The 24760-nt window shown below is 61.3% G+C and carries 20 protein-coding genes and 2 pseudogenes; 16 read left to right on the forward strand and 6 right to left on the reverse strand.

Annotated features, from left to right (window positions below):
* The 6 genes from ACIQUI_RS00005 to ACIQUI_RS00030 all read left to right on the forward strand — a co-directional run.
* The coding region (locus ACIQUI_RS00005; RefSeq protein WP_403193873.1) for an immunoglobulin-like domain-containing protein at positions 1-3750 on the forward strand (3750 nt) is incomplete at its 5' end.
* A gap of 207 nt (positions 3751-3957) precedes the next feature.
* Positions 3958-4299: a tryptophan synthase subunit beta gene (locus tag ACIQUI_RS00010; RefSeq protein ID WP_105947449.1), complete on the forward strand. Its 342-nt coding sequence runs from the start codon at positions 3958-3960 to the stop codon at positions 4297-4299.
* Positions 4300-4497: 198 nt separating this feature from the next.
* On the forward strand, positions 4498-5397 hold the full coding sequence (locus ACIQUI_RS00015; protein ID WP_403193876.1) for a TauD/TfdA dioxygenase family protein: 900 nt from the start codon (positions 4498-4500) through the stop codon (positions 5395-5397).
* A 17-nt stretch (positions 5398-5414) separates the two neighbouring features.
* Positions 5415-6434: an ABC transporter substrate-binding protein gene (locus tag ACIQUI_RS00020; RefSeq protein ID WP_403193879.1), complete on the forward strand. Its 1020-nt coding sequence runs from the start codon at positions 5415-5417 to the stop codon at positions 6432-6434.
* A 6-nt stretch (positions 6435-6440) separates the two neighbouring features.
* Positions 6441-7304, forward strand: coding sequence for an ABC transporter ATP-binding protein (locus tag ACIQUI_RS00025; protein ID WP_403193881.1), 864 nt, complete (start codon positions 6441-6443; stop codon positions 7302-7304).
* A gap of 14 nt (positions 7305-7318) precedes the next feature.
* Positions 7319-8182, forward strand: coding sequence for an ABC transporter permease (locus ACIQUI_RS00030; RefSeq protein WP_403193884.1), 864 nt, complete (start codon positions 7319-7321; stop codon positions 8180-8182).
* A gap of 194 nt (positions 8183-8376) precedes the next feature.
* Here ACIQUI_RS00030 and ACIQUI_RS00035 read toward each other — a convergent pair whose 3' ends face one another.
* Both ACIQUI_RS00035 and ACIQUI_RS00040 read right to left on the reverse strand, forming a co-directional pair.
* On the reverse strand, positions 8377-9324 hold the full coding sequence (locus tag ACIQUI_RS00035) for an RHS repeat-associated core domain-containing protein (RefSeq protein ID WP_403193888.1): 948 nt from the start codon (positions 9322-9324) through the stop codon (positions 8377-8379).
* Between the two features lie 197 nt (positions 9325-9521).
* Positions 9522-10082, reverse strand: coding sequence for a WYL domain-containing protein (locus tag ACIQUI_RS00040; RefSeq protein WP_403193891.1), 561 nt, complete (start codon positions 10080-10082; stop codon positions 9522-9524).
* 207 nt (positions 10083-10289) lie between these two features.
* On the opposite strand from ACIQUI_RS00040, the gene ACIQUI_RS00045 reads away from it, so the two are divergent.
* The 7 genes from ACIQUI_RS00045 to ACIQUI_RS00075 all read left to right on the forward strand — a co-directional run bounded on the left by ACIQUI_RS00045 (position 10290) and on the right by ACIQUI_RS00075 (position 17249).
* Positions 10290-11084, forward strand: a complete 795-nt coding sequence (locus tag ACIQUI_RS00045) for a tetratricopeptide repeat protein (protein ID WP_403193894.1) — start codon at positions 10290-10292, stop codon at positions 11082-11084.
* A gap of 234 nt (positions 11085-11318) precedes the next feature.
* Entirely contained in the window at positions 11319-11771 is a 453-nt protein-coding gene (locus ACIQUI_RS00050; protein WP_403193896.1) for a MarR family winged helix-turn-helix transcriptional regulator, read from the forward strand.
* On the forward strand, positions 11768-13855 hold the full coding sequence (locus ACIQUI_RS00055; protein WP_403193898.1) for an FUSC family protein: 2088 nt from the start codon (positions 11768-11770) through the stop codon (positions 13853-13855). Before ACIQUI_RS00050 ends, ACIQUI_RS00055 begins: the two co-directional genes overlap by 4 nt.
* Entirely contained in the window at positions 13852-14064 is a 213-nt protein-coding gene (locus ACIQUI_RS00060) for a DUF1656 domain-containing protein (RefSeq protein WP_201201605.1), read from the forward strand. Before ACIQUI_RS00055 ends, ACIQUI_RS00060 begins: the two co-directional genes overlap by 4 nt.
* Positions 14061-14936 carry an HlyD family secretion protein gene (locus tag ACIQUI_RS00065; RefSeq protein WP_300027353.1) on the forward strand — a complete coding sequence of 292 codons (876 nt, stop codon included), beginning with the start codon at positions 14061-14063 and terminating at the stop codon, positions 14934-14936. Before ACIQUI_RS00060 ends, ACIQUI_RS00065 begins: the two co-directional genes overlap by 4 nt.
* Positions 14933-16363, forward strand: a complete 1431-nt coding sequence (locus ACIQUI_RS00070) for an efflux transporter outer membrane subunit (protein ID WP_403193903.1) — start codon at positions 14933-14935, stop codon at positions 16361-16363. The genes ACIQUI_RS00065 and ACIQUI_RS00070 overlap by 4 nt, the downstream gene beginning before the upstream one ends.
* Before the next feature lie 67 nt (positions 16364-16430).
* On the forward strand, positions 16431-17249 hold the full coding sequence (locus ACIQUI_RS00075) for an RHS repeat-associated core domain-containing protein (protein WP_403193906.1): 819 nt from the start codon (positions 16431-16433) through the stop codon (positions 17247-17249).
* 569 nt (positions 17250-17818) lie between these two features.
* Here ACIQUI_RS00075 and ACIQUI_RS00080 read toward each other — a convergent pair.
* Positions 17819-18274: pseudogene (locus tag ACIQUI_RS00080) on the reverse strand (REP-associated tyrosine transposase).
* A gap of 330 nt (positions 18275-18604) precedes the next feature.
* Here ACIQUI_RS00080 and ACIQUI_RS00085 point away from each other — a divergent pair.
* Positions 18605-20536 (forward strand): annotated as a pseudogene (locus ACIQUI_RS00085) (FTR1 family protein).
* A gap of 133 nt (positions 20537-20669) precedes the next feature.
* On the opposite strand, the gene ACIQUI_RS00090 reads toward ACIQUI_RS00085, so the two are convergent.
* A complete protein-coding gene (locus tag ACIQUI_RS00090) occupies positions 20670-20915 on the reverse strand; it encodes a TIGR02647 family protein (RefSeq protein ID WP_016714401.1) in 246 nt (81 codons plus the stop codon).
* Between the two features lie 69 nt (positions 20916-20984).
* On the reverse strand, positions 20985-21287 hold the full coding sequence (locus ACIQUI_RS00095; RefSeq protein ID WP_403193908.1) for a hypothetical protein: 303 nt from the start codon (positions 21285-21287) through the stop codon (positions 20985-20987).
* Positions 21288-21434: 147 nt separating this feature from the next.
* Between ACIQUI_RS00095 and ACIQUI_RS00100 the strand changes: the two genes are divergently transcribed.
* A complete protein-coding gene (locus ACIQUI_RS00100; RefSeq protein WP_403193910.1) occupies positions 21435-22097 on the forward strand; it encodes a glutathione S-transferase in 663 nt (220 codons plus the stop codon).
* Between the two features lie 105 nt (positions 22098-22202).
* Here the strand turns inward: ACIQUI_RS00100 and argH are convergent, their stop codons facing one another.
* On the reverse strand, positions 22203-23597 hold the full coding sequence (gene argH, locus ACIQUI_RS00105) for an argininosuccinate lyase (protein ID WP_403193913.1): 1395 nt from the start codon (positions 23595-23597) through the stop codon (positions 22203-22205).
* A gap of 296 nt (positions 23598-23893) precedes the next feature.
* Between argH and ACIQUI_RS00110 the strand changes: the two genes are divergently transcribed.
* The gene (locus ACIQUI_RS00110) at positions 23894-24643 is read left to right on the forward strand and encodes a LytR/AlgR family response regulator transcription factor (protein ID WP_403193916.1); all 750 of its coding nucleotides are present in this window, start codon (positions 23894-23896) and stop codon (positions 24641-24643) included.
* Positions 24644-24760: the final 117 nt, after the last annotated feature.

Below are 24760 nucleotides of genomic sequence, written 5' to 3' on the forward strand. Positions count from 1 at the left end.
GGCGGCAACCTGACCGTCAGCATCACCGGCACCAGCGTGCCGGATGGTCGCCAGTTCGAGAACCTGGTGGTAACCAAGCCTTCGGCCACTGTCGAAATCAAGGATACCCCGACCGAAGTCGTGGCCAAGCTGACCGCGTCTGCCGAAGCGACCGAGGGTGGCACGATCACCTACACCGTGACCCTGACCGGCCCGGATGGCTTGCCGATCAACAACCACGGTGCACTGACCTTCACCCTGGCCGACAAGACTGTGATCAACGTGGCAGCCAACGCTACCACCGGTTCGGTAACGGTTGCTGCGCCGGATAACCCATACATCGGTCAGACCACCGTCACCAACAGCCTGCAATCGGTGGGCGGTGCCGGTGCGAGCAAGTTCGAGCAGCTGACCCTGGATAAAGCCTCGGTCAACACTATCGTCAAGGACGAAGCCGGTGTGGGTACCTCGGGCCCAGGCAACCAAGGCGATGTCACCACGGTCGGCATCACCGGCACCACTTCGCTCACCGAGGGCGAAACCGGCCAGTACACACTGACCCTGAGCAACGCGTCCAAGTCCGAAGTCACCATCACGCTCAGCTACAGCGGCACCGCCAAGAATGGTGAGGACTTCACCGGTGTCACCACCGTGAAGATCCCGGCCAACAGCACCGGTACCACGTTCAACATCGCTACCATCGACGACAAACTGGTCGAAGGTACCGAGAACTTCACCGTGAAGATCGAGACCGCCACCGGTGGCACCTTCGAGAACCTGCAGGTCGACAGCACCAAGTCGAGCGTGACCACGTCGATCCTCGACAACGACAACCTGCCGGATTCGCCTGGCGGTGCGGTGTTTGGTGTGGAAGACACCGACTATGTGTTTGCCTGGAGCGATTTCAAGGTCACGGATCCTGATGGCAACACGGGCCTGTCGGTGACCATTTCTTCGCTTCCGGCCGCTGGCACCCTGCAGTTCTTCAATGGTACGGCGTGGGTGAATGTGACCGCAGGCCAGGTGATTAGCCAGGCTGACATCACGGCCAAGAACCTGAAGTTCGTGCCGGCCCTCAACCAGTCGGGTGCGGACGGCTACGGTGGTACCGGTGTGGGCAACAAGCAGGCCGACTACGCGCAGTTCAAGTACAAGCCGAACGATGGTACCAACCTGGGTAGCGAAGTGACCATGAAGGTCGACATCAGCCCGGTTGCCGACAAACCGACCCTGAGCTTCGGCAGCGCCGATGTCGCGTCCAAAGGCCTGACCAAGGAAGTCTGGACTACCCTCAAAAGCTTGGGGACCGATGGCAACGGCATCACCGGTGATGCGCTCAAAACAGTCTTTGCCAACTCTGGCAACGCTGCCTCCAGCGCTACCACCACCAATGTGCAGTCCGATGGCAGCGTAACCGCTGGCACAGGTTCGAAAACCTCTGGCCTGATCTACCTGGAAGCCGGCAAGACCTACACCTTCAGCGGTACTGCCGACGACAGCTTCGTGGTCACCATTGGCGGCAAGACCGTGGTTACGGCCACGTGGGGCGCTGGCGGCCAGGTTTCGGGCAGCTTCACCCCGACTACCAGCGGCTACTACCCGATCGAGGTCTACCACGCCAACCAGTCCGGCCCTGGCAGCTATGACCTGAACATCCAGGTAGGCTCGGGTGCGGTCACCGACCTGAGCAGCTCGAACATCAAGATGTACCAGAACGTGACCGAGATGGCCAACGCCGGCCTGAGCGTGTCCGATCTGCACACCGTGAATGGCCAGAGCTACTACGACGGTTACAAACTGAACGAAGGGCCGGAAGGTGGATCGGTGAAACTGGTCGGTATCTCGACTGCACTTACTGATACCGACGGCTCCGAGAGCCTGAGCGTGAAACTGACCGGTATTCCGGCAGGCTCGGTGCTCAGCGACGGTGCCGGGCATACCCTTACGGTCGGCGCTACGGCGGCTGATGTCACTGGCTGGAACCTGGGTAGCCTTACCATCAAGCCACCGGCCTATTACCAGGGCCAGTTCGATGTGAAGGTCACCTCGACCTCCACAGAGAGCGTGGGCGGCAGCACTGCCGTCAGCGAAGGGACCATCAAGGTCACGGTTTATCCGGACACCTACACGGCCACCAACCTGACCACCGACAGCGACACATTCACTGGCACCGGTGCCAGCGAAATCATCGTTGCCGACATCAGCGGCCTGCACGTGACACCGGGGCAGAACTACAACCTTGCGTTCATCGTCGACACCTCGGGCAGTATGAAAGACTCGGTGGATGCGGCGCAGAAGGCCCTGCAATCGGTCTTCACCACCTTGGCCAACAGTGTCAAAGGCTCCAACTCCGGCACGGTGAACATCTTGCTGGTGGACTTTGCCACCCAGGTCAAGACAACGGTATCGGTCAATCTGGCCGATAGCGGTGCCCTGCAAACCCTGAAAAACGCCTTGGCTGCGATGACCGCCAACGGTGGTACCAACTATGAGGATGCCTTCAAGACCACGGCCAACTGGTTCCAGGCGTTGAAGGATGCTGGCGTTTCGGCGACCAACCAGACCTTCTTCATCACCGACGGCCAGCCGACCTACTACCAGACTGGCGAGCGCACCAACCCGACGCTGATCAGCTACAGCGGCAACAAGACCAACTTGACGATGGACGCCTACCTGACGTCGATCAACTACAAGCTCGGCCAGGTGGTCAACGTCAATCTGGACGGCAGCAACCGCCTGACCATCGACAGCAGCGGTAACCTGAACCTGTACAAGAACGGCAGCTACTACTCGTCGCTCAGCGGTACCTTGCACGCCCAGGGCGATGGCACCTACGAGCTGTCGAGCCTGGCTGGCCAGGGCAGCTGGTCCGACTCGGATACCATCAGCAACTCGAAGAGCGCGTTTGCAGTGCTCAAGGCGTTGTCGCCGACCATCGAGGCCATCGGCATTGGTAGCGGCGTGGACACGAGCGACCTGAAGCCGTATGACTCTGATGGCAAGCCACAGACCAACATCGACGCGAGCAACCTGGCTGACGCCATCCTCGGCCACACCGAAGCAACCCTGCCGGGTAGCGACACCGTGAATGCCGGTGACGGCAACGACATCGTGTTCGGTGACCTGATCCAGTTCCCGTCGATTGCAGGCAATGGGGTGGAAGCGCTACAGAGCTACGTGGCCAAGCAGACTGGAGTTGATGCCAGCCAGGTGGACGGCAGGGCCATGCACCAGTACATCACCGAGCACTACACCGAGTTCGATATTTCGGGTACCAACGATGGCAATGACACCCTGCTGGGTGGCAATGGCAACGATATCCTCTTCGGCCAAGGTGGTAATGACACGCTTGATGGCGGCAAAGGTAACGACATCCTGCTGGGCGGTAGCGGCAAGGACACCCTGATCGGTGGCCTGGGTAACGACATCCTGATCGGTGGCAGCGGTGCCGACACCTTCGTCTGGAAGGCTGGCGACTACGGCAACGACGTGATCAAGGACTTCAAAGTGGCCGAAGGCGACCGCATCGACCTGAAGGACCTGCTCCAGGGCGAGAAGGGCAGCACCATCGACAACTACCTGAAGCTCACCACGGTGGAAGGCACGACTACGCTGCAAGTCAGCAGCGAAGGCAAGCTGAACGCCGAAGGTGGTGTCGCCAACGCCGACGTGACTATCAAGCTGGAAGGGGTGAACTGGTCCAACACCACGATCAACTCGTTGATCAGCGGTGCTGACCCGACCATCATCATCCACAACAAAGACAGCTGATGTGCGAGTGGGCCGTGCCTGACAGGCGCGGCCTTTGCCCGACTGACGCGGTCCCCTGTAGGAGCGCGTCAGCCAGGCGGTAAGCACACCGGCTCTTTCCTGCCATCTTCCGACAGCGCATACTCTGGCGCCAGGCCTGCGTGCCCGGCGATCTTTGCCTATGCTGCTGTCTACCAACAAGGAACCAACGTGACGAGGGACACCGCCATGTTCTACGTGCAACGCGACGCCGCCGGCCAGTTGCTGCGGGTAGAAGCAGCCGCTTTTGACCAGTTCACCGAAATGCTCCCCGCTGACCATGCCGACGTCCAGGAATGGTTTGCCGATGACGTCGTGGAAAACAGCCTCAACCAGCTCAAGCAAAGCGATCTGGACATGATCCGCGTACTTGAAGACCTGATCGACGTGCTGACCGCCAAGGGTGTATTCAAGATCACCGACCTGCCCCCAGGTGCCCAGGCCAAGCTGCTCAACCGCTCCACTGCGCGCAAGGCGCTCAGCAGCCTGAACAACCTGATCGATGAAGAAGAGCAGGGCGGGCTGATCTGAGTAACGCTCAGCCCAGCCTCGGTGCTATGGTTATTCTTTAAGGGTATTTAAAATATTTCTCTTATGACTTTATAGTCACTCCCACTGCGTACCCGTCGACCAATCGATGCGCCGCACGACTTGAACCCACACGGGAAAACCCCGTGCGTTTCTGATCGTTGCGCGCCATTGAAGTCGCGCACTGCGTGGGAGTGAATAATGTCAGCCGCCTCGAACGCCTTGTCGACCATCGACAGCGCCCAGCCGCAAGTGTTTGAAATCCGCCCGATCTCTGGGGCCGTAGGCGCCGAGATCATCGGCCTGGACCTGGCCAAACCGGTCAACGCCGAGGATTTCACCCGTATCCATCGCGCCCACCTCGACCACCATGTGCTGGTGTTCCGCGACCAGCGCATCAGCCCGGAACAGCAAATCGCCTTCAGCCGCCGCTTCGGTGAATTGCAGATCCATGTGCTCAAGCAGTTCCTGCTTACCGGGCACCCCGAGATCCTGATCGTCTCCAACATCATCGAGAACGGCCAGAACATAGGCCTGGGTGATGCCGGCAAGTTCTGGCATTCGGACCTTTCGTACAAGGAGCTGCCCAGCCTTGGTTCCATGCTGCATGCCCAGGAGCTACCCAGCGAAGGCGGCGACACCCTGTTCGCCGATATGCACAAAGCCTGGGATGCCGTACCTGATGCCTTGCGCAAAGTCGTCGAAGGCCGCGGTGCCGCTCACTCCTACACCGCCCGCTACGCCGAGACCAAATTCGAAGGTAACTGGCGCCCGACCCTGACGGCAGAGCAACTGGCGCAGGTAAAGGAAGTCATCCACCCGGTGGTCCGCACCCACCCGGAAAACGGCCGCAAAGCGCTGTTCGTCAGTGAAGGCTTCACCACCCGCATCGTCGGCCTGCCCGACGACGAAAGCCGCGACGTGTTGCAACAGCTGTACGCCCTGAGTGTGCTGGAGCAGAACATCTACCGCCACCAATGGCAGCCCCACGATCTGGTGTTCTGGGACAACCGCTCGCTGATCCACCTGGCCGCCGGCTGCCCCGCGCACCTGCGGCGCAAACTGTACCGCACCACCATCCAGGGCGATGCCCCGTTCTGACGACTGAGGAAAACATCATGCGCAAATCCATCAGCCGCCTGGCGGCAAGTATCGCCCTGGGCGCAAGCTTGGGTCTAGGCAGCCTGGTCACCCCCGCCGTGGCCCAGGCCGAAGGCAAGATTCGTATCGCCGAGCAGTTCGGCATCGTTTACCTGCTGCTGAACGTGGTGCGTGACCAGCACCTGATCGAAAAACACGGCAAGGAGCAGGGCATCGACATCGAAGTCGACTGGGCGCAGCTGTCGGGTGGTTCGGCCATCAACGACGCACTGCTGTCCGGATCGGTGGACATCGCCGGCGCTGGTGTCGGCCCGCTGCTGACCGTGTGGGACCGCACCAAGGGCCGGCAGAACGTGAAGGCCGTGGCCTCGCTGGGCAACTTCCCGTACTACCTGGTCAGCAGCAACCCCAACGTGAAGACCATCGCCGACATCACCGACAAAGACCGCATCGCCGTGCCGGCGGTAGGCGTTTCGGTGCAGTCGCGGTTCCTGCAATACGCCGCCGCCCAGCAGTGGGGCGACAAGGAGTACAACCGTCTCGACAAGTACACCCTGGCTGTTCCGCACCCGGACGCCACCGCGGCGTTGCTGGCTGGCGGCACCGAGCTGAACGGGCACTTCTCCAACCCGCCGTTCCAGGATCAGGTACTGGCCAACAAGGACGTGCACGTGGTGCTCAACAGCTACGATCTGCTCGGCCCCAACTCGCCGACCTTGCTGTTTGCCACCGAGAAATTCCGCAAGGACAACCCTAAAACCTACAAGGCTTTCGTCGACGCCCTGGCCGAAGCCGCAGACTTTGCCCAGAAAGACAAGGCGGCCGCCGCCGATACCTACATCCGCGTGACCAAGGCCAAGATCGACCGCGACGCACTGATCAAGCTGATCGACAACCCGCAGTACGAATTCACCGTCACACCAAAGAACACCTACAAACTGGCCGATTTTCTCTACCGGGTAGGCGCCATCAAGCACAAGCCGGAATCGTGGAAGGACTACTTCTTCCAGGATGAACGCCCGTTGCAGGGGAGCTGACCGATCATGACCGCCCCATTGCCAGGCCACACGGCCAGCAACCTGAGCCGTGTCGCAGCGCCGCCTTTGCTCAAGGTGGACAACCTCAGCCTCGAGTACCGTACCGCGCAACGCGTGGTACGGGCCACCCACCAGGTCAGCTTCGAAGTCGACCGTGCCGACCGTTTTGTGCTGCTCGGCCCCTCCGGTTGCGGCAAATCCACTTTGCTTAAAGCCGTGGCCGGTTTCATTCAGCCGCAGGAGGGGCAGATTCTGCTGCAGGGTCAGGAGGTCCGCGGCCCAGGCCCCGACCGAATCGTGGTGTTCCAGGAGTTCGACCAGTTGCCGCCGTGGAAAACGGTCAAGCAGAACGTGATGTTCCCGCTGCTGGTGTCTGGCCAGCTCAAGCGCACCGAAGCTGAGGAGCGAGCACTGCATTACCTGGAGAAGGTCGGCCTGGCCGCCTTTGCCGATGCCTATCCCCACACCTTGTCGGGTGGCATGAAGGCACGCGTGGCGATTGCCCGCGCCTTGGCCACGCAACCAAAGATCCTGCTGATGGATGAGCCGTTCGCCGCTTTGGATGCGCTGACACGGCGCAAGATGCAGGAAGAACTGTTGCTGTTGTGGGAGGAGGTGCGCTTCACACTGCTGTTCGTCACCCACTCCATCGAGGAGGCGCTGGTGGTCGGCAACCGCATTTTGCTGCTGTCGCCGCACCCAGGACGGGTACGTGCCGAAGTGCATAGCCATCAGTACGACCTGGGCAGCCTGGGTGGCAGCGACTTCCAGGCCAGCGCCCGGCGTATCCACCGTTTGCTGTTCGATGAAGCAGAGGTACCGGAGCAGCCCGACGACCTTGGCTTCAACGATATCCGCATCGCCTACTGACAGGAGCTACAGCCATGACCACTACACCTGTACGCCAGGAATACGAGGTGCAGCTGCAGCCCTTGCTCAGTGTGCCGCTGGAACGACAATTGCCATTGGCCCAGCGCCTGTGGCAGCAAGGCTGGCTGCGCAAGGCGGTGATCCTGCTGGTGATCGCCGTGCTGTGGGAGGCCGTCGCCCGTTATCAGGACAACGACTTGCTGTTGCCCAGCTTCCTGCAAACCGCCGCAGCCCTGTGGGACGGCCTGATCAGCGGTGAGCTACCGGCCAAGGTCGGGGTTTCGCTGGTGATCCTGCTCAAGGGCTATGCGCTGGGCATCGTCCTGGCCTTCGGCCTGACCAGCCTGGCGGTGTCGACCCAACTGGGGCGGGACTTGCTGGGCACGTTGACCTCCATGTTCAACCCGTTGCCAGCCATTGCCCTGCTGCCACTGGCCTTGCTGTGGTTCGGGCTGGGCGACAACAGCCTGATCTTCGTGCTGGTGCATTCGGTGCTGTGGGCACTGGCCTTGAATACCTATGCGGGCTTTCTCGGGGTATCGGAAACACTGCGCATGGCGGGCCGCAACTATGGTCTGAAAGGGCTGAGGTTGGTGCTGCACATCCTGGTGCCGGCGGCCCTGCCGTCGATTCTGTCGGGGCTGAAGATCGGCTGGGCGTTTGCCTGGCGCACGCTGATCGCCGCCGAACTGGTGTTCGGCGCCAGCAGTGGCAAGGGCGGGCTGGGCTGGTACATCTTTCAGAACCGCAACGAGCTTTATACCGACAAGGTGTTTGCCGGGTTGGCGGTGGTGATCCTGATCGGCTTGCTGGTGGAAGGGCTGGTGTTCAATACCCTGGAGCGACTGACCGTGCGGCGGTGGGGGATGCAGCGTTGATGGTTCCATTTATCCATCTCACTCTTAAATCAAGCCATTACCGTCCTCCAGCCGCTCTGGCACCCTTCGTTCCGGAGTTCCGGAGCAACAAGATGTGGCTGGTTTTAGATGTGCGTTGAGGCAGTGAGTGGGTGGAGCGTGATCCGCATAGTACAGCCGCAGATATTTAACAGCTTACGGCGCCGAATTTAACATCATGGCTGCCGAATGAGGTTTGGCGTTGGCGTGACAGTATAATCGCCAATGTTGTTTTTGATGGTCTGGTATAAGTCTCTGCTTAGTTCATTTGCTAGTTTAATTGTGTGTTTCCCATAAAGGCTATTGGGGTGGATGCCGGTCACGTATGTCGTGCCTAAATCATTTTTGTCTGCGATTGCCCACGTGGACGCGACTACGAGATCAATTGCGTTGTTTTTGTTTGGTAGATTGCTTTTCTTGATTGAATTAATTAATGCCTTGTTTGCATTGATTCGGTGTTCTTGAGGTTTTAGTCCTTCGTATGGCAAGTTAACTGGGGTTGTACTGAAGTTTTCCCTTTGTGAATCAATCTTATTATTTTCTTTAAGTGTCTTTCGATTGGGAGCAACCTTATTATTTTTTTTAAGTGTCTTCAGCTTGGAAGCAACCTGGTTAAGTAGATCTCTGGTGGGACTTGATGAGCGAGAGTTAGCGTTAGAAACTCTACCGTGCCCGCTCGGATCTGCATGGTTTATCGGGTCATTCTTGCAATAGGCATAGGGATTGATACCGCCAGCTGCAAAGGGACTGTACGCGTCTACAGAGAAGAAACGCATCAACCGAGCACTGTATAGCCTATAATTTCCGAGCAAATAACAATTCGTAAGATTTTCTAGCATCTCTCCATTGTATCGCAGTCGGCCACAGGCGAAAATGTGGTCGTCAAGGTTGCCATAAGGCGTATAACTTAGCATTCTCAGCGTATCACCATTAGTCACGGTAATGACACTTGCGCTAGCATCAGTGCAGGGAATGAGTGTGTTCGGTGTCGTCCCTTTATGTAACAAATATTCGCTAATTAGCTGGGTGTGGGCACGTATTGCTATCCACGACTCGTTTTGCGTCAATATTGTATTGAGCTTTTGATTTTGATGGAAGTATTTGCGGGCTTGAGTGCGTTTCATTGTGTCTAACCCCGTGCGACCAAATTTCTCTCTGGTTCAGCATGAGCAGAGTCGGTATTTTCAGCAACTGGTAAAAATACCAGTTTTGACAGTTATCAGAGGTTGTCTATGGACGTGTGTTGACCCAGCGAGAATAGAGAATGGGGGCTGTAGGCAGGGTCAACCCGTCAGTCTGTAAACCGCCTCCCGGTTCAAGCCTAAAAATTCTGATACTGGGCCGCAGCATTACTAAGGATCCTGCCAATCTCCTCGCGCAACCCCGCAGGCAGCTCCACCACCACCCCATCGCCATGGCTCAACAGCCACCAGCGCAACGGCCAGCCATCGCTCACCGTGGCCCGCAACCGGTGCCCATGCTCCAGCGCCGTCAACTGCATGTCGTTGCTCAACGGCGCATCCCGCAGCTGCCGTGCCAAAGCATCACTGATCCGCGCCACAAGCTCTACGCCCTCACCCTTCGCCGGTTGCAATGCATCACCACGCAGGTGCGTCAACAAGTCGAAATTACCGCGCATCTCGCCCACGGCACTCGCCGACCAGTGCCAGCCGAACGGGATGCTCTTGTCATTGCGCTCCAATGGGAAGATCAGCGATAGCTCGTTCAGGTCGCGTTCGACCGTGCGCTTGCTGACGTTGAAGCCGACGTCACGCAAGCCCCACACGAGCTCGGCGCTGGTAATGCCCGGGGAGCGGCTGGGCAGTTGGCGTAGCAGCGCCCACTGACGGCTGAGGGTGGCGCGGGTAGTGGCGAACGGCAAAAGTTAACGTCCTTGTCTAGGCTTGCCGCAATAGGATGGCGGCACGCGAGGGGCATGGCAATTGGCCACAGCCTGCTCAGATCAAGGAAGTCGCATTTGGTTGCCTGGTGCCGAATCGTTCGCGACAGGTTTTGACGTGACGTCACGCAAAATCACGCCTCATCACAGCCGAAGGTTGGGGTTGTGCGTCGTTCAATGAGGATGAACATGTCTGCTGCCAGCAATATCCATTCGCTGCTTGCCCGCCTTCTGCCCGAGCGGGTGATCGCTCCACCTGCTCCCGCCGGGCGGCGGCTGCCCGTGTTTGCTGGCGTGGGCTTGCCCAGCCAGCGCTCGCTGCTGGTCAACCGCCTGGATGAGGCCAGCGACTTGCAGGTGGTTTATGCCGACCTGCGCCGCCAGGCGCTGCACGGCAGCGTGGCAGCACTGAATGACCTCGGCTGGATCTGGCTCAACGGCAAGTACTGGCGCGCCGACACCGTGCTGGCTGGGCACCTGTTGCGCATGGCCGCCCTGCAAGGCAATGCCGCCGCCTGGTTCAATCTTGGACAACAGCACTACTTTGGCAAAGGCATCGACCCTTCCTACAGGCAGGCGGCGGAGTGTTACCGGCAAGCCTTCGAGCGGGGCATGTTGCACGCGGCGGCAGCATTGGGAGACCTGTATGAGGAGGAGGTATGCGATGCCGACCAGGACTGGCAGGTCGACCTGGTGCAGGCCTACCAGTGGTTCATGCGCGGGGCTGAGCGCGGTGAGGCTCGGTGCCGTTTCGAGGTGGGTTATCGGTTGATGCATGGCTTGTACGTGGACGCTGACCTCAAGGCCGCGCTGTACTGGTTGGAACTGGCGGCAGCGGCGGGGGTGGTGCAGGCGGCAGAGGAACTGGCGGTGCATTTCAGCAGCTGTGACGCGGTGCGTTACCAGGCATGGCGGGACCGGGCGGTGCAGATGGGCAGCACATTGGCCTTGACCATGAAGCTGGAGGACCAGATTCAGCCTTGAGTTTTGTGTTGCCTGTGCCGGCCTCTTCGCGGGCACGCCCGCTCCCACAGGAAAACCACAGGCCTCAGAAATTGTGGAGTACCTGTGGGAGCGGGCGTGCCCGCGAAGAGGCCGGTACAGGCTGAAAAATGAACAACATTTAACCCAGGCTATCCGTCGCCCCCTGTTGACGACAGGGGGAGGCACAGGCGTATATTGATAGTTAGCAAACTATGAATATCCTTGGTTCCTTCCATGTCCCTTGATCTCCTGCGCCTGCAAGTCAGCAGCGGCATGGTGGTTGCCGCCCGCCACTGGCGGCGCATCTGCCATACCGCGCTGATCGGTTACGGCATCTCCGAAGCCTGCGCTGCGCCATTGCTGATGATCGTGCGCCTGGGCGACGGCGTGCACCAGGTGGCGGTGGCCCAGGCTGCCGGCCTGGAAAGCCCGTCACTGGTGCGCTTGCTCGACCAACTGTGCAAAGCCGGCCTGGTGTGCCGCAGCGAAGACCCACTGGACCGCCGAGCCAAAGCCCTGAGCCTCACTGCCGAAGGCCGTGCCCTGGCCGAAGCCATCGAGGCCGAGCTGGTGCGTCTGCGCCGCGACGTGTTGAACGGCATCGACCAAGCCGACCTTGAAGCCGCCTTGCGCGTGCTACGCGCCTTCGAGGCGGCCGGCCTTGGTAGCACGGGCACAGCCGCATGAACGGCTTCTTCAGTTCGGTACCTCCGGCCCGCGACTGGTTCTACGGCGTGCGAACCTTCGGCGCCTCCATGATCGCGCTGTATATCGCCCTGCTCATGCAGTTGCCGCGTCCCTATTGGGCGATGGCCACGGTATACATCGTCTCCAGCCCGTTCGTCGGCCCAACCAGCTCCAAAGCGCTGTACCGCGCAGTGGGTACGCTGCTGGGTGCCGGTGGGGCGATATTCCTGGTGCCGCCGCTGGTGCAATCGCCGTTGCTGCTGAGCATCGCAATCGCCCTGTGGACTGGCACCTTGCTGTTCCTGTCGTTGAACCTGCGTACGGCCAACAACTACGTGCTGATGCTGGCCGGCTACACCCTGCCGATGATCGCCCTGGCGGTTGTGGATAACCCGCTGGCGGTATTCGACGTGGCGTCTTCCCGTGCCCAGGAAATCTGCCTTGGCATTGTCTGCGCGGCGGTGGTCGGCGCCATTTTCTGGCCGCGCCGGCTGGCCCCCGTGGTGGTCGGTGCCACCGGTAGCTGGTTCACCGAAGCGATCCGCTACAGCGATACCTACCTGGCCCGCGAAGTCAGCGCCGACAAGGTCGGTGGCATGCGCGGGGCGATGGTCGCCACCTTCAACTCGCTGGAGCTGATGATCGGCCAGCTCGGCCACGAAGGCGCCGGCCCGCATACGCTGAAGAACGCCCGCGAACTGCGCGGGCGGATGATTCACCTGCTGCCGGTGATTGACGCCCTCGACGACGCCCTGGTGGCCCTCGAAGGCCGCGCTCCAGCCCAGTTCACCCAGCTTCAGCCAGTGCTTGAAGCGGCCCGCGAATGGCTCAAGGGCACTGCCGAAAGTGCTTCGGTAGCGCGCTGGGCCGCGCTGCACGAACAGATCGACCGCCTTCAGCCCGGCGCTGCCGCTCTCGACCAACGCGCCGAGCTACTGCTTTCCAACGCCTTGTATCGCCTGACCGAGTGGGCTGACCTGTGGCAGGACTGCTGCTCCCTGCAGCACGCCCTGCGCACCGATGATACCAAGCCTTGGCGCGCGGTCTATCGTCACTGGCGCCTGGGCCGCCTGACGGCGTTCTTCGACCGTGGCCTGATGCTGTATTCAGTCGCTTCCACGGTATTGGCAATCGTCGTTGCATGCGGCCTCTGGATTGGCCTGGGCTGGAACGACGGCGCCAGTGCGGTGATCCTCGCCGCCGTCTCGTGCAGCTTCTTTGCCGCCATGGACGACCCGGCGCCGCAGATCTACCGGTTCTTCTTCTGGACGCTGATGTCGGTCATTTTCTCCAGCCTGTACCTGTTCCTGGTGCTGCCCAACCTGCACGACTTCCCGATGCTGGTGCTGGCCTTTGCCGTGCCGTTCATCTGCGTCGGCACCCTGACCGTGCAGCCGCGCTTCTACCTGGGCACCTTGCTGACGATCGTCAACACCTCGACCTTCATCAGCATCCAGGGCGCTTACGACGCCGACTTTTTCACCTTCCTCAACTCCAACCTGGCCGGCCCGGTTGGCCTGCTGTTCGCCTTTATCTGGACCCTTGTGATGCGCCCGTTCGGCGTGGAGCTGGCGGCCAAGCGCATGACCCGCTTCGCCTGGCGCGACATCGTCGAAATGACCGAGCCGGCGACCTTGGCCGAACACCGCCAGGTCGGCGTGCAGATGCTCGACCGCCTGATGCAGCACCTGCCACGCCTGTCGCAAACCGGCCAGGACAGCGGCGTGGCCCTGCGCGACCTGCGCGTGGGGCTTAACCTGCTCGACCTGCTGGCTTATCTGCCACGCGCTGGCCAGCAGGCCCGTGAGCGGCTGACCACGGTGATCGAGGAAGTCGGTGCGCACTACGCCGCCTGCCTGCGTGCCGGTGAGCGCCTGCATGCCCCGGCCGCGCTGTTGCGCAACATGGAACGTGCGCGGCTGGCGCTGAACCTGGATGAGCTGTACGAGCGCGGCGATGCCCGCACCCACCTGCTGCATGCCCTGAGCGGCCTGCGCCTGGCGCTGCTGCCGGGTGTGGAAGTGATGCTCGAACCCGCCGAACAACCGCAACTGCCCCCCGGCCTCGACGGAGCACCCCTGTGATTGGTGAACTGGATATCAGCGGGGTATTCCTGCCCACGCTGCTGGTGATGATGTTTGGCACCTACCTGCTGTTCCTCGGGGTACACGCGGTGCTGGTGCGTATGCATTTCTACCGCCTGGTCTGGCACCGGGCGCTGTTCAACGTTGCCCTTTATGCCGTGCTGCTTGGCGCGGTGGACCACTTTTGCCGAAACCTGATGCTGCCATGAAAAAACCTTTGCTGACCCTGGGCCGTGTGGTCCTGACCTTGCTGGTAGTGACCTTCGCCGCCGTGCTCGTGTGGCAGATGGTGGTGTACTACATGTTTGCCCCCTGGACCCGCGACGGTCACATTCGCGCCGACGTGATCCAGATCGCCCCGGACGTGTCCGGGCTGATCCAGAAGGTCGAGGTACGCGACAACCAGACCGTCAAGCGCGGCGACGTGCTGTTCACCATCGACCAGGACCGCTTCACCCTGGCCCTGCGCCAAGCCAAGGCCACCCTCGGCGAGCGCCAGGAAACCCTGGCCCAGGCCTCCCGCGAAGCACAGCGCAACCGCAAGCTGGGCAACCTGGTGGCTGCCGAGCAGTTGGAGGAAAGCCAGTCCCGCGAGGCCCGCGCCCGCTCGGCCGTCAGTGAGGCACAGGTGGCAGTCGATACCGCCCAGCTCAACCTCGACCGCTCGGTGGTACGCAGCCCGGTAGATGGCTACCTGAACGACCGTGCGCCGCGTAACCACGAATTCGTCACCGCCGGCCGCCCGGTGCTGTCGGTGGTCGACAGTGCCTCGTACCACGTCGATGGCTACTTCGAAGAAACCAAGCTTGGCGGCATCCACATCGGCGATGCCGTGGATATCCGCGTAATGGGCGACAACACCCGCCTGCGCGGCCATGTGCAGAGCTTTGCCGCCGGCATCGAAGACCGCGACCGCAGCAGCGGCGCCAACCTGCTGCCCAACGTCAACCCAGCGTTCAGCTGGGTGCGCCTGGCCCAGCGTATTCCGGTGCGCATCGCTTTTGACGAAGTGCCTGAGGACTTCCGCATGATCGCCGGGCGTACCGCCACGGTGTCGATCATCGAGGGCCAGCGCCCATGAAACAGCTGATCCTGGCTAGCCTGTGCCTGTCGCTGGGGGCCTGCATGATGGTCGGCCCCGACTATGAGGTGCCGAAGGACGCGGCGGTGCAACGCAGCGACCTCAATGGCCCGCTGCGCCAGGATGCCGACAGCGTGGTCTCGGCGCCGGTGCCCGAGGACTGGTGGCAGCTGTATCAGGATCAACGGCTGAACGAGCTGGTGCGCCAGGCCCTGAGTGCCAATACCGAGCTGCGCGTAGCCGCGGCCAACATCGCCAAGGCCCGCGCCCAGGTCGAGGTGGCCGAGTCGCAAGGCGGCTTCAACGGTGGCGTCAAACTCGGCGCCCAGCGCTTGCAGGAGGCCGGCCAGGCATTCCTGCTGCCCGAGAAGGTGCCGGTGGCTAACATTGGTGAAGCCATTATCAGTGCCTCTTACCAGTTCGACCTGTGGGGCACCTTCAAGCGCGGCACCGAGGCCGCCAAGGCCAATGCCGATGCGGTGCAGGCTGCTGCCGATACCGCGCGCATCACCTTGGTGGCAGACGTCGTCAAGGCCTATACCCAAGTGTGCTCGGCCAACGAGGAATACCACATCGCCCGCGAGTCGCTGGATTTGCAGGAGCAGAGCGTGAAGCTCAACCAGCGCCTGCGTGATGCCGGTCGTGGCGACGAAACCCAGGTCACCCGCTCGCAGACCCAGTTCAAGTCCTTGCGGGCCGAACTGCCGCGCTTCAAGGCTGAGCGTGAGACCGGCATGTACACCCTGGCTGCGTTGCTGGCCAAGCCGGTGGACCAGCTGCCTGCCGGTACCGCTGATTGTTCCGAGCTGCCGCACCTGAACCAGCTGATTCCGGTAGGCGATGGCGCGGCCTTGCTCAAGCGCCGCCCAGATGTTCGCCAGGCCGAGCGCCAGCTGGCTGCGGCCACTGCTTACATTGGTGTAGCGACCGGCGCGCTGTACCCGGATATCAGCATCGGCGCCCAGGTGGGTACCATCGGTATCCTCGAGGACCTTGGCGACCCGTCGACCAACCGCTGGGGGGTCGGCCCGCAGGTCAGCTGGAGCATTCCCACCAACGGTACCCGCGCCCGCATTCGCATGGCCGAGGCCTCGACCCAGGCAGCCCTGGCCAGCTTCGACGGGGTAGTACTGAACGCCGTCCGCGAAACCCAGACCCGCCTGGCGCAATACAGCGCCCTGCTGGACCGGCGCGATGCGCTGGCCGAGGCGGAGAAGTCAGCCAAGGAAGCGGCAGACCAGACCCACCGCTATTACCAGGCCGGGCGTGAGTCGTTCCTGGCGGATTTGCAGGCGACGCGGACTTATACCGATATGCGCGCGCAGTTGGCAGCGGCCAATAGCCAGGTGGCGTTGGGGCAGATTGGGGTTTTCCTCGCATTGGGTGGGGGGTGGAAGGAAAGTTCGCCTGAGCAGCCACGCCCATAGTTCTACCAGTTACGTGAATGTTTAAAAGTTCGTCATGCTCTACCTGACTTAATCAGGTAGATGGAACATGGCTAAAGTTACTTGTGGTATGCCTGATGGCATTGTGAAAGAGCGGCTTGGGCGCGCTTGTGTAAAGTCCAGCTATGCACCCTACGGTTTCGATGCCACTCGGCCAACCAAGGTGCTGGGCTTCAATGGCCAGCCTCGTGACTGGGTGGCGGGGTATTATCTGCTGGGCGCCGGCTACCGCGCCTTCAGCCCGGCACTGCTGCGCTTCAACAGCCCGGACAGCTGGAGCCCCTTCGGCGAAGGCGGGTGGAATAGTTATGCCTACGTGTCGTGTGACCCGGTGAATTTCTGCGACCCTACAGGGCATATGAAGTACTCTCAGAAAGCTCCGAGACAGCTGGTAAAAAGGCCAGATTCTTTGGCCGTGCGACCCCAGAAACATAACCCTCCTGTTGAATCGGCGCGGTCGAGCTCTCGATCAAGTTCAGGGACGTCCAGTTCTACGGCATCTCCGACGCCCTCAACGGAATCACTGGGGATTTCCCCACTAAGCGAAAGGTACAGCTCGCAAAGTTCTGTGTTCTCCAGTACATCCTCAGGGCAAGACCTAGGTTGGACGTTGGATAAATCGAATGTAAATTTCAAAGAGTTTGTGCTGACGAAGGCTGAGCAGAAATCTTTCGATAGCTTTCAGAATGCTATTCATAATGATGGTGTATCCCCTAGAGATGCTGCGAAGCGGATGGGTGATGCCAACTACAAGTTGTTGCAAAAAAAAACCAACCTCTACCAGATTCGGCTGAGTGGGGGTAAGCGAGTGACGTTCACCATCGAAGACAAGCGAGCCATCATTCGCCAGGTAGGGGGGCATACATGACACTAGCAATGATCGAAGTCCCTTCAAGAAACTAAGGCCGCTGTGCGGCCCATCGCCGGCAAGCCAGCTCCCACAGGTTCTCCACTGCCCTTGAGCACTGTGATTGTCCTGTGGAGCTGGCTTGCCAGGATGAGGCCCTGACAGGTCAGCCGCACCTGCAAGGCAAATGAGGGCCCTGTGGGAGCTGGCTTGCCAGCGATGAGGCCCTGACAGGTCAGCAGCACCTGTAAGGCAAATGAGGGTCCTGTGGGAGCTGGCTTGCCAGCGATGAGGCCCTGACAGGTCAGCAGCACCTGTAAGGCAAATGAGGGTCCTGTGGGAGCTGGCTTGCCAGCGATGAGGCCCTGACAGGTCAGCAGCACCTGTAAGGCAAATGAGGGCCCTGTGGGAGCTGGCTTGCCAGCGATGAGGCCCTGACAGGTCAGCAGCACCTGTAAGGCAAATGAGGGCCCTGTGGGAGCTGGCTTGCCAGCGATGAGGCCCTGACAGGTCAGCAGCACCTGTAAGGCAGATGAGGACCCTGTGGGAGCTGGCTTGCCGGCGATAGGGCCCTCGCAGGCAACATCCGGTCAGAGCCAGATCGCATCCCAATGCGGATAATCCCCAGCCCTCGCAACCAGACCCGCACGCTTGGGGTTCATGACGATATAGCGCGCCACATCTTGCGCATCCTCCTCCCGGCGCAACGCCCGGTCATGAAACCCCTTCTGCCAGAGCTGACCGCTTCGCCCTTGATGCCTGTTGATCATCATGGTGCTACGAGACTTCACTCTGCGCATCAAGCGCTTCAGGCTGGCCGGCCCAAGCTCGACCAACTAGTGGAAATGGTCAGGCATCACCACCCAGGCCAGCGATCTGGCGGCACCTTCCTCTTCAGCGTGGCGGAACTCGGCCACCAGCAAGCGGGCCGAGTGGAAATCACTGAAGATTGGGGCTCTTTCAAGGGTGGTGCTGGTAAGCAAATACAACCGACTGGTTTCCGAAAATCGGCCAAGCCGTAGCTGCTTTGAATGGGGACGATCCATGTTCCCTGCCTCCTGAATAGTGGCTCTACAGGCTAGTGGGTATGGACCTAACCGCGCTGAATCATTTGGTACCCGGTGTTTCCTGTGACATCGGTGTCGCCTTCATCGCCGGCAAGCCAGCTCCCACAGGTCCAGTAATGGGCCTGAGGACAGCGCGATACCTGTGGGAGCTGGCTTGCCAGCGATGAGGCTCTGACAGGCAATACAAGACAGCTTCCACAGAGATAGCATCATGTCGTCGCTCAGGACGCCCCGCTTCATCTTATTTGTACCAAGATTTTTCATGAAATCCGCCCAGCACCCTTGAGCGAAGCCAAGTCGGAGTGAACAATGTTCTCTTTCGCATTCCCCTCGAGACTGGCCATGAATACCCGTTCCCGTCTGCTTGCCTGGCTTCTGTGGCCGATGCTGGCGCTGTGCAGCACCATGGCGATGGCCGAAGCCCCCGCCGAGGCCGCCAAGGCCTTGCATTTGCTCGATTACATCGGCGCCGACTACCCGCCAACCGTGCGTGAAGGCAAGGTGATCGACGAAGGCGAATACCGTGAACAACAGGAGTTCAGCTCGGTATTGGCCGACCTGGTGAAGGCCTTGCCGGCAAACGCCGAGCAAGCGGGCCTTGAGCAGGGCGTCCAGGCGTTGAAGTTGGCTATCGACCAACGCCAGAACGGTGCGGCCGTTGCCAAGCAGGCCCGGCAGTTAGGTGCTCGCCTGGCAGTTGCTTATGAAGTCAGCCAAGCCCCGGTGATTACCCCGGACCCGGCCCGTGGCGCATCGCTGTATGCGCAAAACTGCTCAATCTGCCACGGCGACACCGGCGCCGGGGATGGCCCGGCAGGTGTGGGCCTGGAGCCAGCCCCGGCCAACCTGCGTGATGCCGCGCGCCTTGACCAGTTGAGCCTGTTCGACCTCTACAACACCCTGGCCTTGGGCATCGACAACACCGAGATGCCATCGTTTGCCGACCAGCTGGACGACCGCTAGCGCTGGGACGTCGCCGCCTACATCGCCAGCTTCACCGCCAAGCCGGAAGCCGGCAAAGGCGACAAAACCTGGAATATCGCCGACCTGGCTCGCCAGACACCCGCAGAAGTGGCTGCCAACGAGGGGGCAGGCGCCTTGGAGGCGTTCCGCGCCCAGCGTGCCCAGCCGCCCCAGGTCAAACGCGGCCCGGCGCAATTGCTGGAGTACACCGCCAGCACCCTGGATAAGAGCCTGGCGGCCTACCGCGCAGGTGACCACGACCAGGCCTACGACCTGTCGGTAGCGGCCTACCTGGAAGGCTTTGAGCTGGTGGAAAGCTCGCTGGACAACATCGACACCCAGGTGCGCAAGGACACCGAGAAATCGCTGATGGCCTACCGGCAGTCCCTGCAGGACGGCTTGCCTGTAGCCCAGGCTGAACAACGTCTGGCCGAAGCCAAAAGCAAGCTCGACCAGGCCTCCAAGCTGCTGGGCAGCGATGGCCTGAGCTGGTCGCTGAGCTATATCTCCGGTTTGTTGATCCTGCTGCGCGAAGGCCTCGAAGCGATTCTGGTACTGGCCGCGATCCTGGCGTTTCTGCGCAATACCGGCCAGCAATCGGCGGTACGCAGCGTCAATATCGGCTGGGCGCTGGCGCTGGTCGCAGGTTTCGCCACCTGGGCCCTGGCGGCATACGTGATCGACGTGGGCGGTGCCCAGCGTGAATTGCTCGAAGGTTGCACGGCGCTGTTCGCCGCAGTGATGGTGCTGTGGCTCGGCGTATGGATGCACGACCGCCGCCATGCTGCCGCCTGGCAGGACTACATCAAGAGCAGCCTGGTCAGCGGCGGCGGGCGCTTCGGCTTTGCCATGCTGGCGTTCTTCTCGGTGTACCGCGAACTGTTCGAAGTGATTCTGTTCTACGAAACCCTGTGGCTGCAGGCAGGCCCTGCCGGGCACCAGGCGGTGTTGGCTGGTGGCGCCACGGCGCTGGTGTTGTTGGTGGGGTTGGCCTGGGTGATCCTGCGTGGTTCGGCCAAGCTACCGCTGTCGCTGTTCTTCAGCATCAACGCCGCGCTGCTGTGTGCGCTGTCGGTGGTGTTCGCCGGGCATGGCGTGAAGGCGCTGCAAGAAGCGGGGGTGCTGGGCACGCGGCCGGTGACGTTCTTCGAGTTCGACTGGCTGGGCATTCATGCCGACGCCTACTCGCTGTCGGCGCAGGCGGTGGCCTTGCTGGCAATCGTGTTCCTGTACGGGCGCTCGTGGCTGGCAGAGAAGCGCAGGGCAGCGGCTAACTGAAAGGGGCCGCGCTGCGGCCCATCGCCGGCAAGCCAGCTCCCACACCGACCGCATCGATTTCAAACCATGTGCAGTACCTGTGGGAGCTGGCTTGCCGGCGATGGGCTGCAAGGCAGCCCCATGCAATCTCGGATCAGGCCGGTTGTGGCGCCTTGAGAATGTTCTGCAGCAGCTGGACACTTTCTACGGCGTCATGACCCAGGCTGGTCAGGTAGCCGCCATCAGGTTGATCGGTCAGCCCTTTTTCATGCAGGCGTTGCGCAGCCGCGATCAGGGCCGGGGCGGCGGTGCTGGTTATCTTGATGCCTTCCTGGCTGCTGTCGTGTTTGAACAGCGCGAGTACTTCCAGTTCGTCGATCAGATCGGGGGTAAAAGGCATGGCAGCTCCTGACTTCCAGACAAGGATGGCGGCACCGTCAGCGGTGCCTGACCTTCGAGTGTAGTCGGGTTATTCGTCCTCGCCTTGATCCATCTCAGGCGGCAGCTCCGGCAGCGCCCGCAGAGCGTTTTCATACCACTCGCCGTTGAATGCACGGTCTTCTACCAGCATGTTGTCGATCTCGAAGGCCAGCACATGGGCCATCAGGTTGAGAATGTCTTCACGCTCGTAGCCAACCAGTGTCAGCTTGTTGAAGGTGGCCTTGGCCGCAGCCGGTTCGCCGCTCTCAATCTGGTTCTCGATAGCCTGGGTCAGCGTCGCCTCGGCGAAGGCTTCGTCGTCGTCATTGTCGATGTCGGTGGGCTCGCTCATGGCGCTACTCCTGTTGTGGGACACACAGTGTGCCATGCCCGTGTCGGCAATGCCCGGGCATTGACGGGGTGCATGACGCTGGTCAGGGGCGGGCGATGGGTCTATAAAAGCCCAGCCAACCCCTTACGGCCTGGAGGCTGTTACCTCATGCTCAAGCTTCATGGATTCTCGGTCAGCAACTACTACAACATGGTCAAGCTGGCCCTGTTGGAAAAAGGCCTGCCCTTCGAGGAAGTCGCGTTCTATGGCGGCCAGGCGCCTCAGGCGCTGGCAGTGAGCCCGCGCGGCAAGGTGCCAGTGCTTGAAACCGAACACGGTTTCCTCAGCGAAACCAATGTAATCCTCGACTATATCGAGCAGACCCAGGGCGGCAAGGCACTGCTGCCAGCCGATCCGTTTGGCCAGGCCAAGGTGCGTGAGCTGCTCAAGGAAATCGAGCTGTACATCGAGCTGCCGGCGCGTACCTGCTATGCCGAGTCGTTCTTTGGCATGTCGGTTGAGCCGCTGGTCAAGGAGAAGGCCCGGGCCGATTTGCTGGCCGGTTTTGCCACCCTCAAGCGCAACGGGCGTTTTGCGCCGTATGTAGCGGGTGAGCAGCTGACGCTGGCAGACCTGATGTTCTGCTTCTCGGTCGATCTGGCCTACGCGGTGGGCAAGAAGGTGCTGAACATCGACTTCCTGGCGGACTTCCCGCAGGCCAAGGCGTTGCTGCAAGTGATGGGCGAGAACCCGCACATGGCGCGGATCGTGGCAGACAAGGAGGCGTCGATGCCGGCCTTCATGGAGATGATTCGCAGCGGCAAGCGCTGAGATCAGTGTTGGACCCTTCGCGGGCACGCCCGCTCCCACAGGGAAACGCCGTACCTGTGGGAGCGGGCGTGCCCGCGAACGAGGGCAAAGCCCTCGCAATAGGCCTTAACGCGAAGCCAGCAGGTCCTTGCCGCGAACGACGGCTGCACGCACCTGCGCCGGCGCCGTACCACCAATGTGGTCACGGGCATTCACCGAGCCTTCCAGGGTCAGCACGGCAAACACGTCCTGCTCGATCTGGTCGCTGAACTGGCGCAGTTCGTCCAGGCTCATCTCGGCCAGGTCCTTGCCAGTGTCCACACCATACTTCACCGCATGGCCAACGATCTCGTGGCAGTCACGGAACGGCAGGCCACGGCGTACCAGGTAGTCGGCCAGGTCGGTAGCGGTGGAGAAACCGCGCAGGGCCGCTTCACGCATGATGGCGTGCTTGGGCTTGATCGCCGGGATCATGTCGGCAAAGGCACGCAGCGAGTCACGCAGGGTGTCGGCGGCGTCGAACAGCGGCTCCTTGTCTTCCTGGTTGTCCTTGTTGTAGGCCAGCGGCTGGCCTTTCATCAGGGTCAGCAGGCCGGTCAGGGCGCCGAACACACGGCCGGTCTTGCCACGTACCAGTTCTGGCACGTCCGGGTTCTTTTTCTGCGGCATGATCGAGCTGCCGGTGCAGAAGCGGTCCGGCAGGTCGATGAACTGGAACTGCGCGCTGGTCCACAGCACCAGCTCTTCGGAGAAGCGCGACAGGTGCATCATCGCCACGCTGGCCGCTGCGCAGAATTCGATGGCGAAGTCGCGGTCCGAGACGCCGTCCAGCGAGTTGCCGCCCACGGCCTCGAAGCCCAGCAGCTTGCAGGTGAGTTCGCGGTCGATCGGGTAGGTGGTACCGGCCAGCGCGGCGCTGCCCAGCGGCATGCGGTTGGTGCGCTTGCGGCAGTCGACCAGGCGCTCGTAGTCGCGGCTGAGCATTTCGAACCAGGCCAGCAGGTGGTGGCCGAAGGTGACCGGCTGGGCAGTCTGCAGGTGGGTGAAGCCAGGCATGATGGTTGCGGCTTCACGCTCGGCCTGCTCCAGCAGGCCCTGCTGCAGGCGGGTGATTTCGGCCAGGATCAGGTCGATTTCGTCGCGCAGCCACAGGCGGATATCGGTGGCCACCTGGTCATTGCGGCTACGGCCGGTGTGCAGCTTCTTGCCGGTGATGCCGATGCGGTCGGTCAGGCGTGCTTCGATGTTCATGTGCACGTCTTCGAGGTCGACGCGCCAGTCGAAGTTGCCGGCCTCGATTTCACCCTGGATGGTCTTCAGGCCATCGATGATGGTGTCGCGCTCGGCATCGCTGAGCACGCCGACCTGCGCCAGCATGGTGGCATGGGCGATCGAACCCATGATGTCGTGGCGGTACAGGCGCTTGTCGAAGTCGACCGAGGCGGTGAAACGGGCGACGAAGGCGTCGACTGGCTCACTGAAGCGGCCGCCCCAGGACTGATTGGTCTTGTCGGTGCTCATGGATTCACTCATTGCAGGCGTGAACGAAAAAGTGGCGCCGATGATAGCAGGGTTGGGCTGGCTGCCGCAGGGCACCGGTCGAGAGAAATGCCCGTAAAACGGCAGAGAAGGATTTTAAGGAATGAACGGCAGTGTTCCACGGACCGTCTACAGTTGGACAGAGGACTGGCAGTGAATCTGCCGGCCGAGTGAATCTTTGGCCATCGCACCGGTCTAGAGCGTGACCGCAGTGTCGCTCGAACCACACCTGTCTACGCTATACCTGTGCGAGACTCATTCAGGAATCCAGCGCAATTATGAATGTCCTGATCGTTGATGACGAACCCCAAGGCCGTGAACGGCTCAGCCGGCTGCTCGGCGAACTGGAGGGCTACACCGTGCTGGAGCCCAGCGCCACCAACGGCGAGGAGGCCCTGGCGCTGATCGAAAGCCTCAAGCCCGATGTGGTCCTGCTGGACATCGGCATGCCAGGCCTGGACGGCCTGCAGGTGGCCGCACGTTTGTGCGAACGCGAGGCGCCGCCGGCGGTGGTGTTTTGCACCGGGGATGATGAACACGGTGCCGAGGCATTCAAGGGCAGTACCCTCAGCCATGTGACCGTGACCACGTCTTTCCAGGCCCAGACGCTGCGCGATGCCTTGCGCAAGGCCGAAAAACCCAATCGTGCGCAGTTGGCGGCGCTCACCCGGCCAGCCAATGAAGGTGGCGGCCCACGTAGCCACATCAGCGCCCGCACGCGCAAAGGCATCGAGTTGATCCCCTTGCCCCAGGTGATCTATTTCATTGCCGACCACAAGTACGTGACGTTGCGCCACGAGGCTGGGGAAGTGCTGCTCGACGAGCCGCTCAAGGCCCTGGAAGACGAGTTTGGCGACCGCTTCGTGCGTATCCACCGTAATGCGCTGGTCGCGCGCGACCGCATCGAACGCCTGCAGCGCACGCAGCTGGGGCACTTCCAGCTGTACCTGAAAGGCCTGAATGGGGATGCCTTGACCGTCAGCCGGCGGCATGTGGCCGGTGTGCGCAAGATGATGCAAACCCTCTGATACGGTGCCCGCATGGCAAGGGCTGCGCCCTTGTTCGCGGCTAAAGCCGCTCCCACAGGGTCATCATTGCCCTTCAGAGCGGCACCGTACCTGTGGGAGCGGCTTTAGCCGCGAAGG

The sequence above is a fragment of the Pseudomonas sp. NPDC090592 genome, from assembly GCF_044769185.1.
Classification (GTDB): Bacteria; Pseudomonadota; Gammaproteobacteria; order Pseudomonadales; family Pseudomonadaceae; genus Aquipseudomonas.

Bases quoted from the DNA above. Each gene is read 5' to 3' on its own strand.
- ACIQUI_RS00020 (WP_403193879.1), top strand. From the start codon at position 5,415: ATGCGCAAATCCATCAGCCGCCTGGCGGCAAGTATCGCCCTGGGCGCA.
- ACIQUI_RS00015 (WP_403193876.1), top strand. From the start codon at position 4,498: ATGTCAGCCGCCTCGAACGCCTTGTCGACCATCGACAGCGCCCAGCCG.
- ACIQUI_RS00030 (WP_403193884.1), top strand. From the start codon at position 7,319: ATGACCACTACACCTGTACGCCAGGAATACGAGGTGCAGCTGCAGCCC.
- ACIQUI_RS00010 (WP_105947449.1), top strand. From the start codon at position 3,958: ATGTTCTACGTGCAACGCGACGCCGCCGGCCAGTTGCTGCGGGTAGAA.
- ACIQUI_RS00075 (WP_403193906.1), top strand. From the start codon at position 16,431: ATGGCTAAAGTTACTTGTGGTATGCCTGATGGCATTGTGAAAGAGCGG.
- ACIQUI_RS00070 (WP_403193903.1), top strand. From the start codon at position 14,933: ATGAAACAGCTGATCCTGGCTAGCCTGTGCCTGTCGCTGGGGGCCTGC.
- ACIQUI_RS00095 (WP_403193908.1), bottom strand. From the start codon at position 21,287: ATGAGCGAGCCCACCGACATCGACAATGACGACGACGAAGCCTTCGCC.
- ACIQUI_RS00065 (WP_300027353.1), top strand. From the start codon at position 14,061: ATGAAAAAACCTTTGCTGACCCTGGGCCGTGTGGTCCTGACCTTGCTG.
- ACIQUI_RS00050 (WP_403193896.1), top strand. From the start codon at position 11,319: ATGTCCCTTGATCTCCTGCGCCTGCAAGTCAGCAGCGGCATGGTGGTT.
- ACIQUI_RS00025 (WP_403193881.1), top strand. From the start codon at position 6,441: ATGACCGCCCCATTGCCAGGCCACACGGCCAGCAACCTGAGCCGTGTC.
- argH (WP_403193913.1), bottom strand. From the start codon at position 23,597: ATGAGCACCGACAAGACCAATCAGTCCTGGGGCGGCCGCTTCAGTGAG.
- ACIQUI_RS00055 (WP_403193898.1), top strand. From the start codon at position 11,768: ATGAACGGCTTCTTCAGTTCGGTACCTCCGGCCCGCGACTGGTTCTAC.
- ACIQUI_RS00110 (WP_403193916.1), top strand. From the start codon at position 23,894: ATGAATGTCCTGATCGTTGATGACGAACCCCAAGGCCGTGAACGGCTC.
- ACIQUI_RS00045 (WP_403193894.1), top strand. From the start codon at position 10,290: ATGTCTGCTGCCAGCAATATCCATTCGCTGCTTGCCCGCCTTCTGCCC.
- ACIQUI_RS00100 (WP_403193910.1), top strand. From the start codon at position 21,435: ATGCTCAAGCTTCATGGATTCTCGGTCAGCAACTACTACAACATGGTC.
- ACIQUI_RS00090 (WP_016714401.1), bottom strand. From the start codon at position 20,915: ATGCCTTTTACCCCCGATCTGATCGACGAACTGGAAGTACTCGCGCTG.
- ACIQUI_RS00035 (WP_403193888.1), bottom strand. From the start codon at position 9,324: ATGAAACGCACTCAAGCCCGCAAATACTTCCATCAAAATCAAAAGCTC.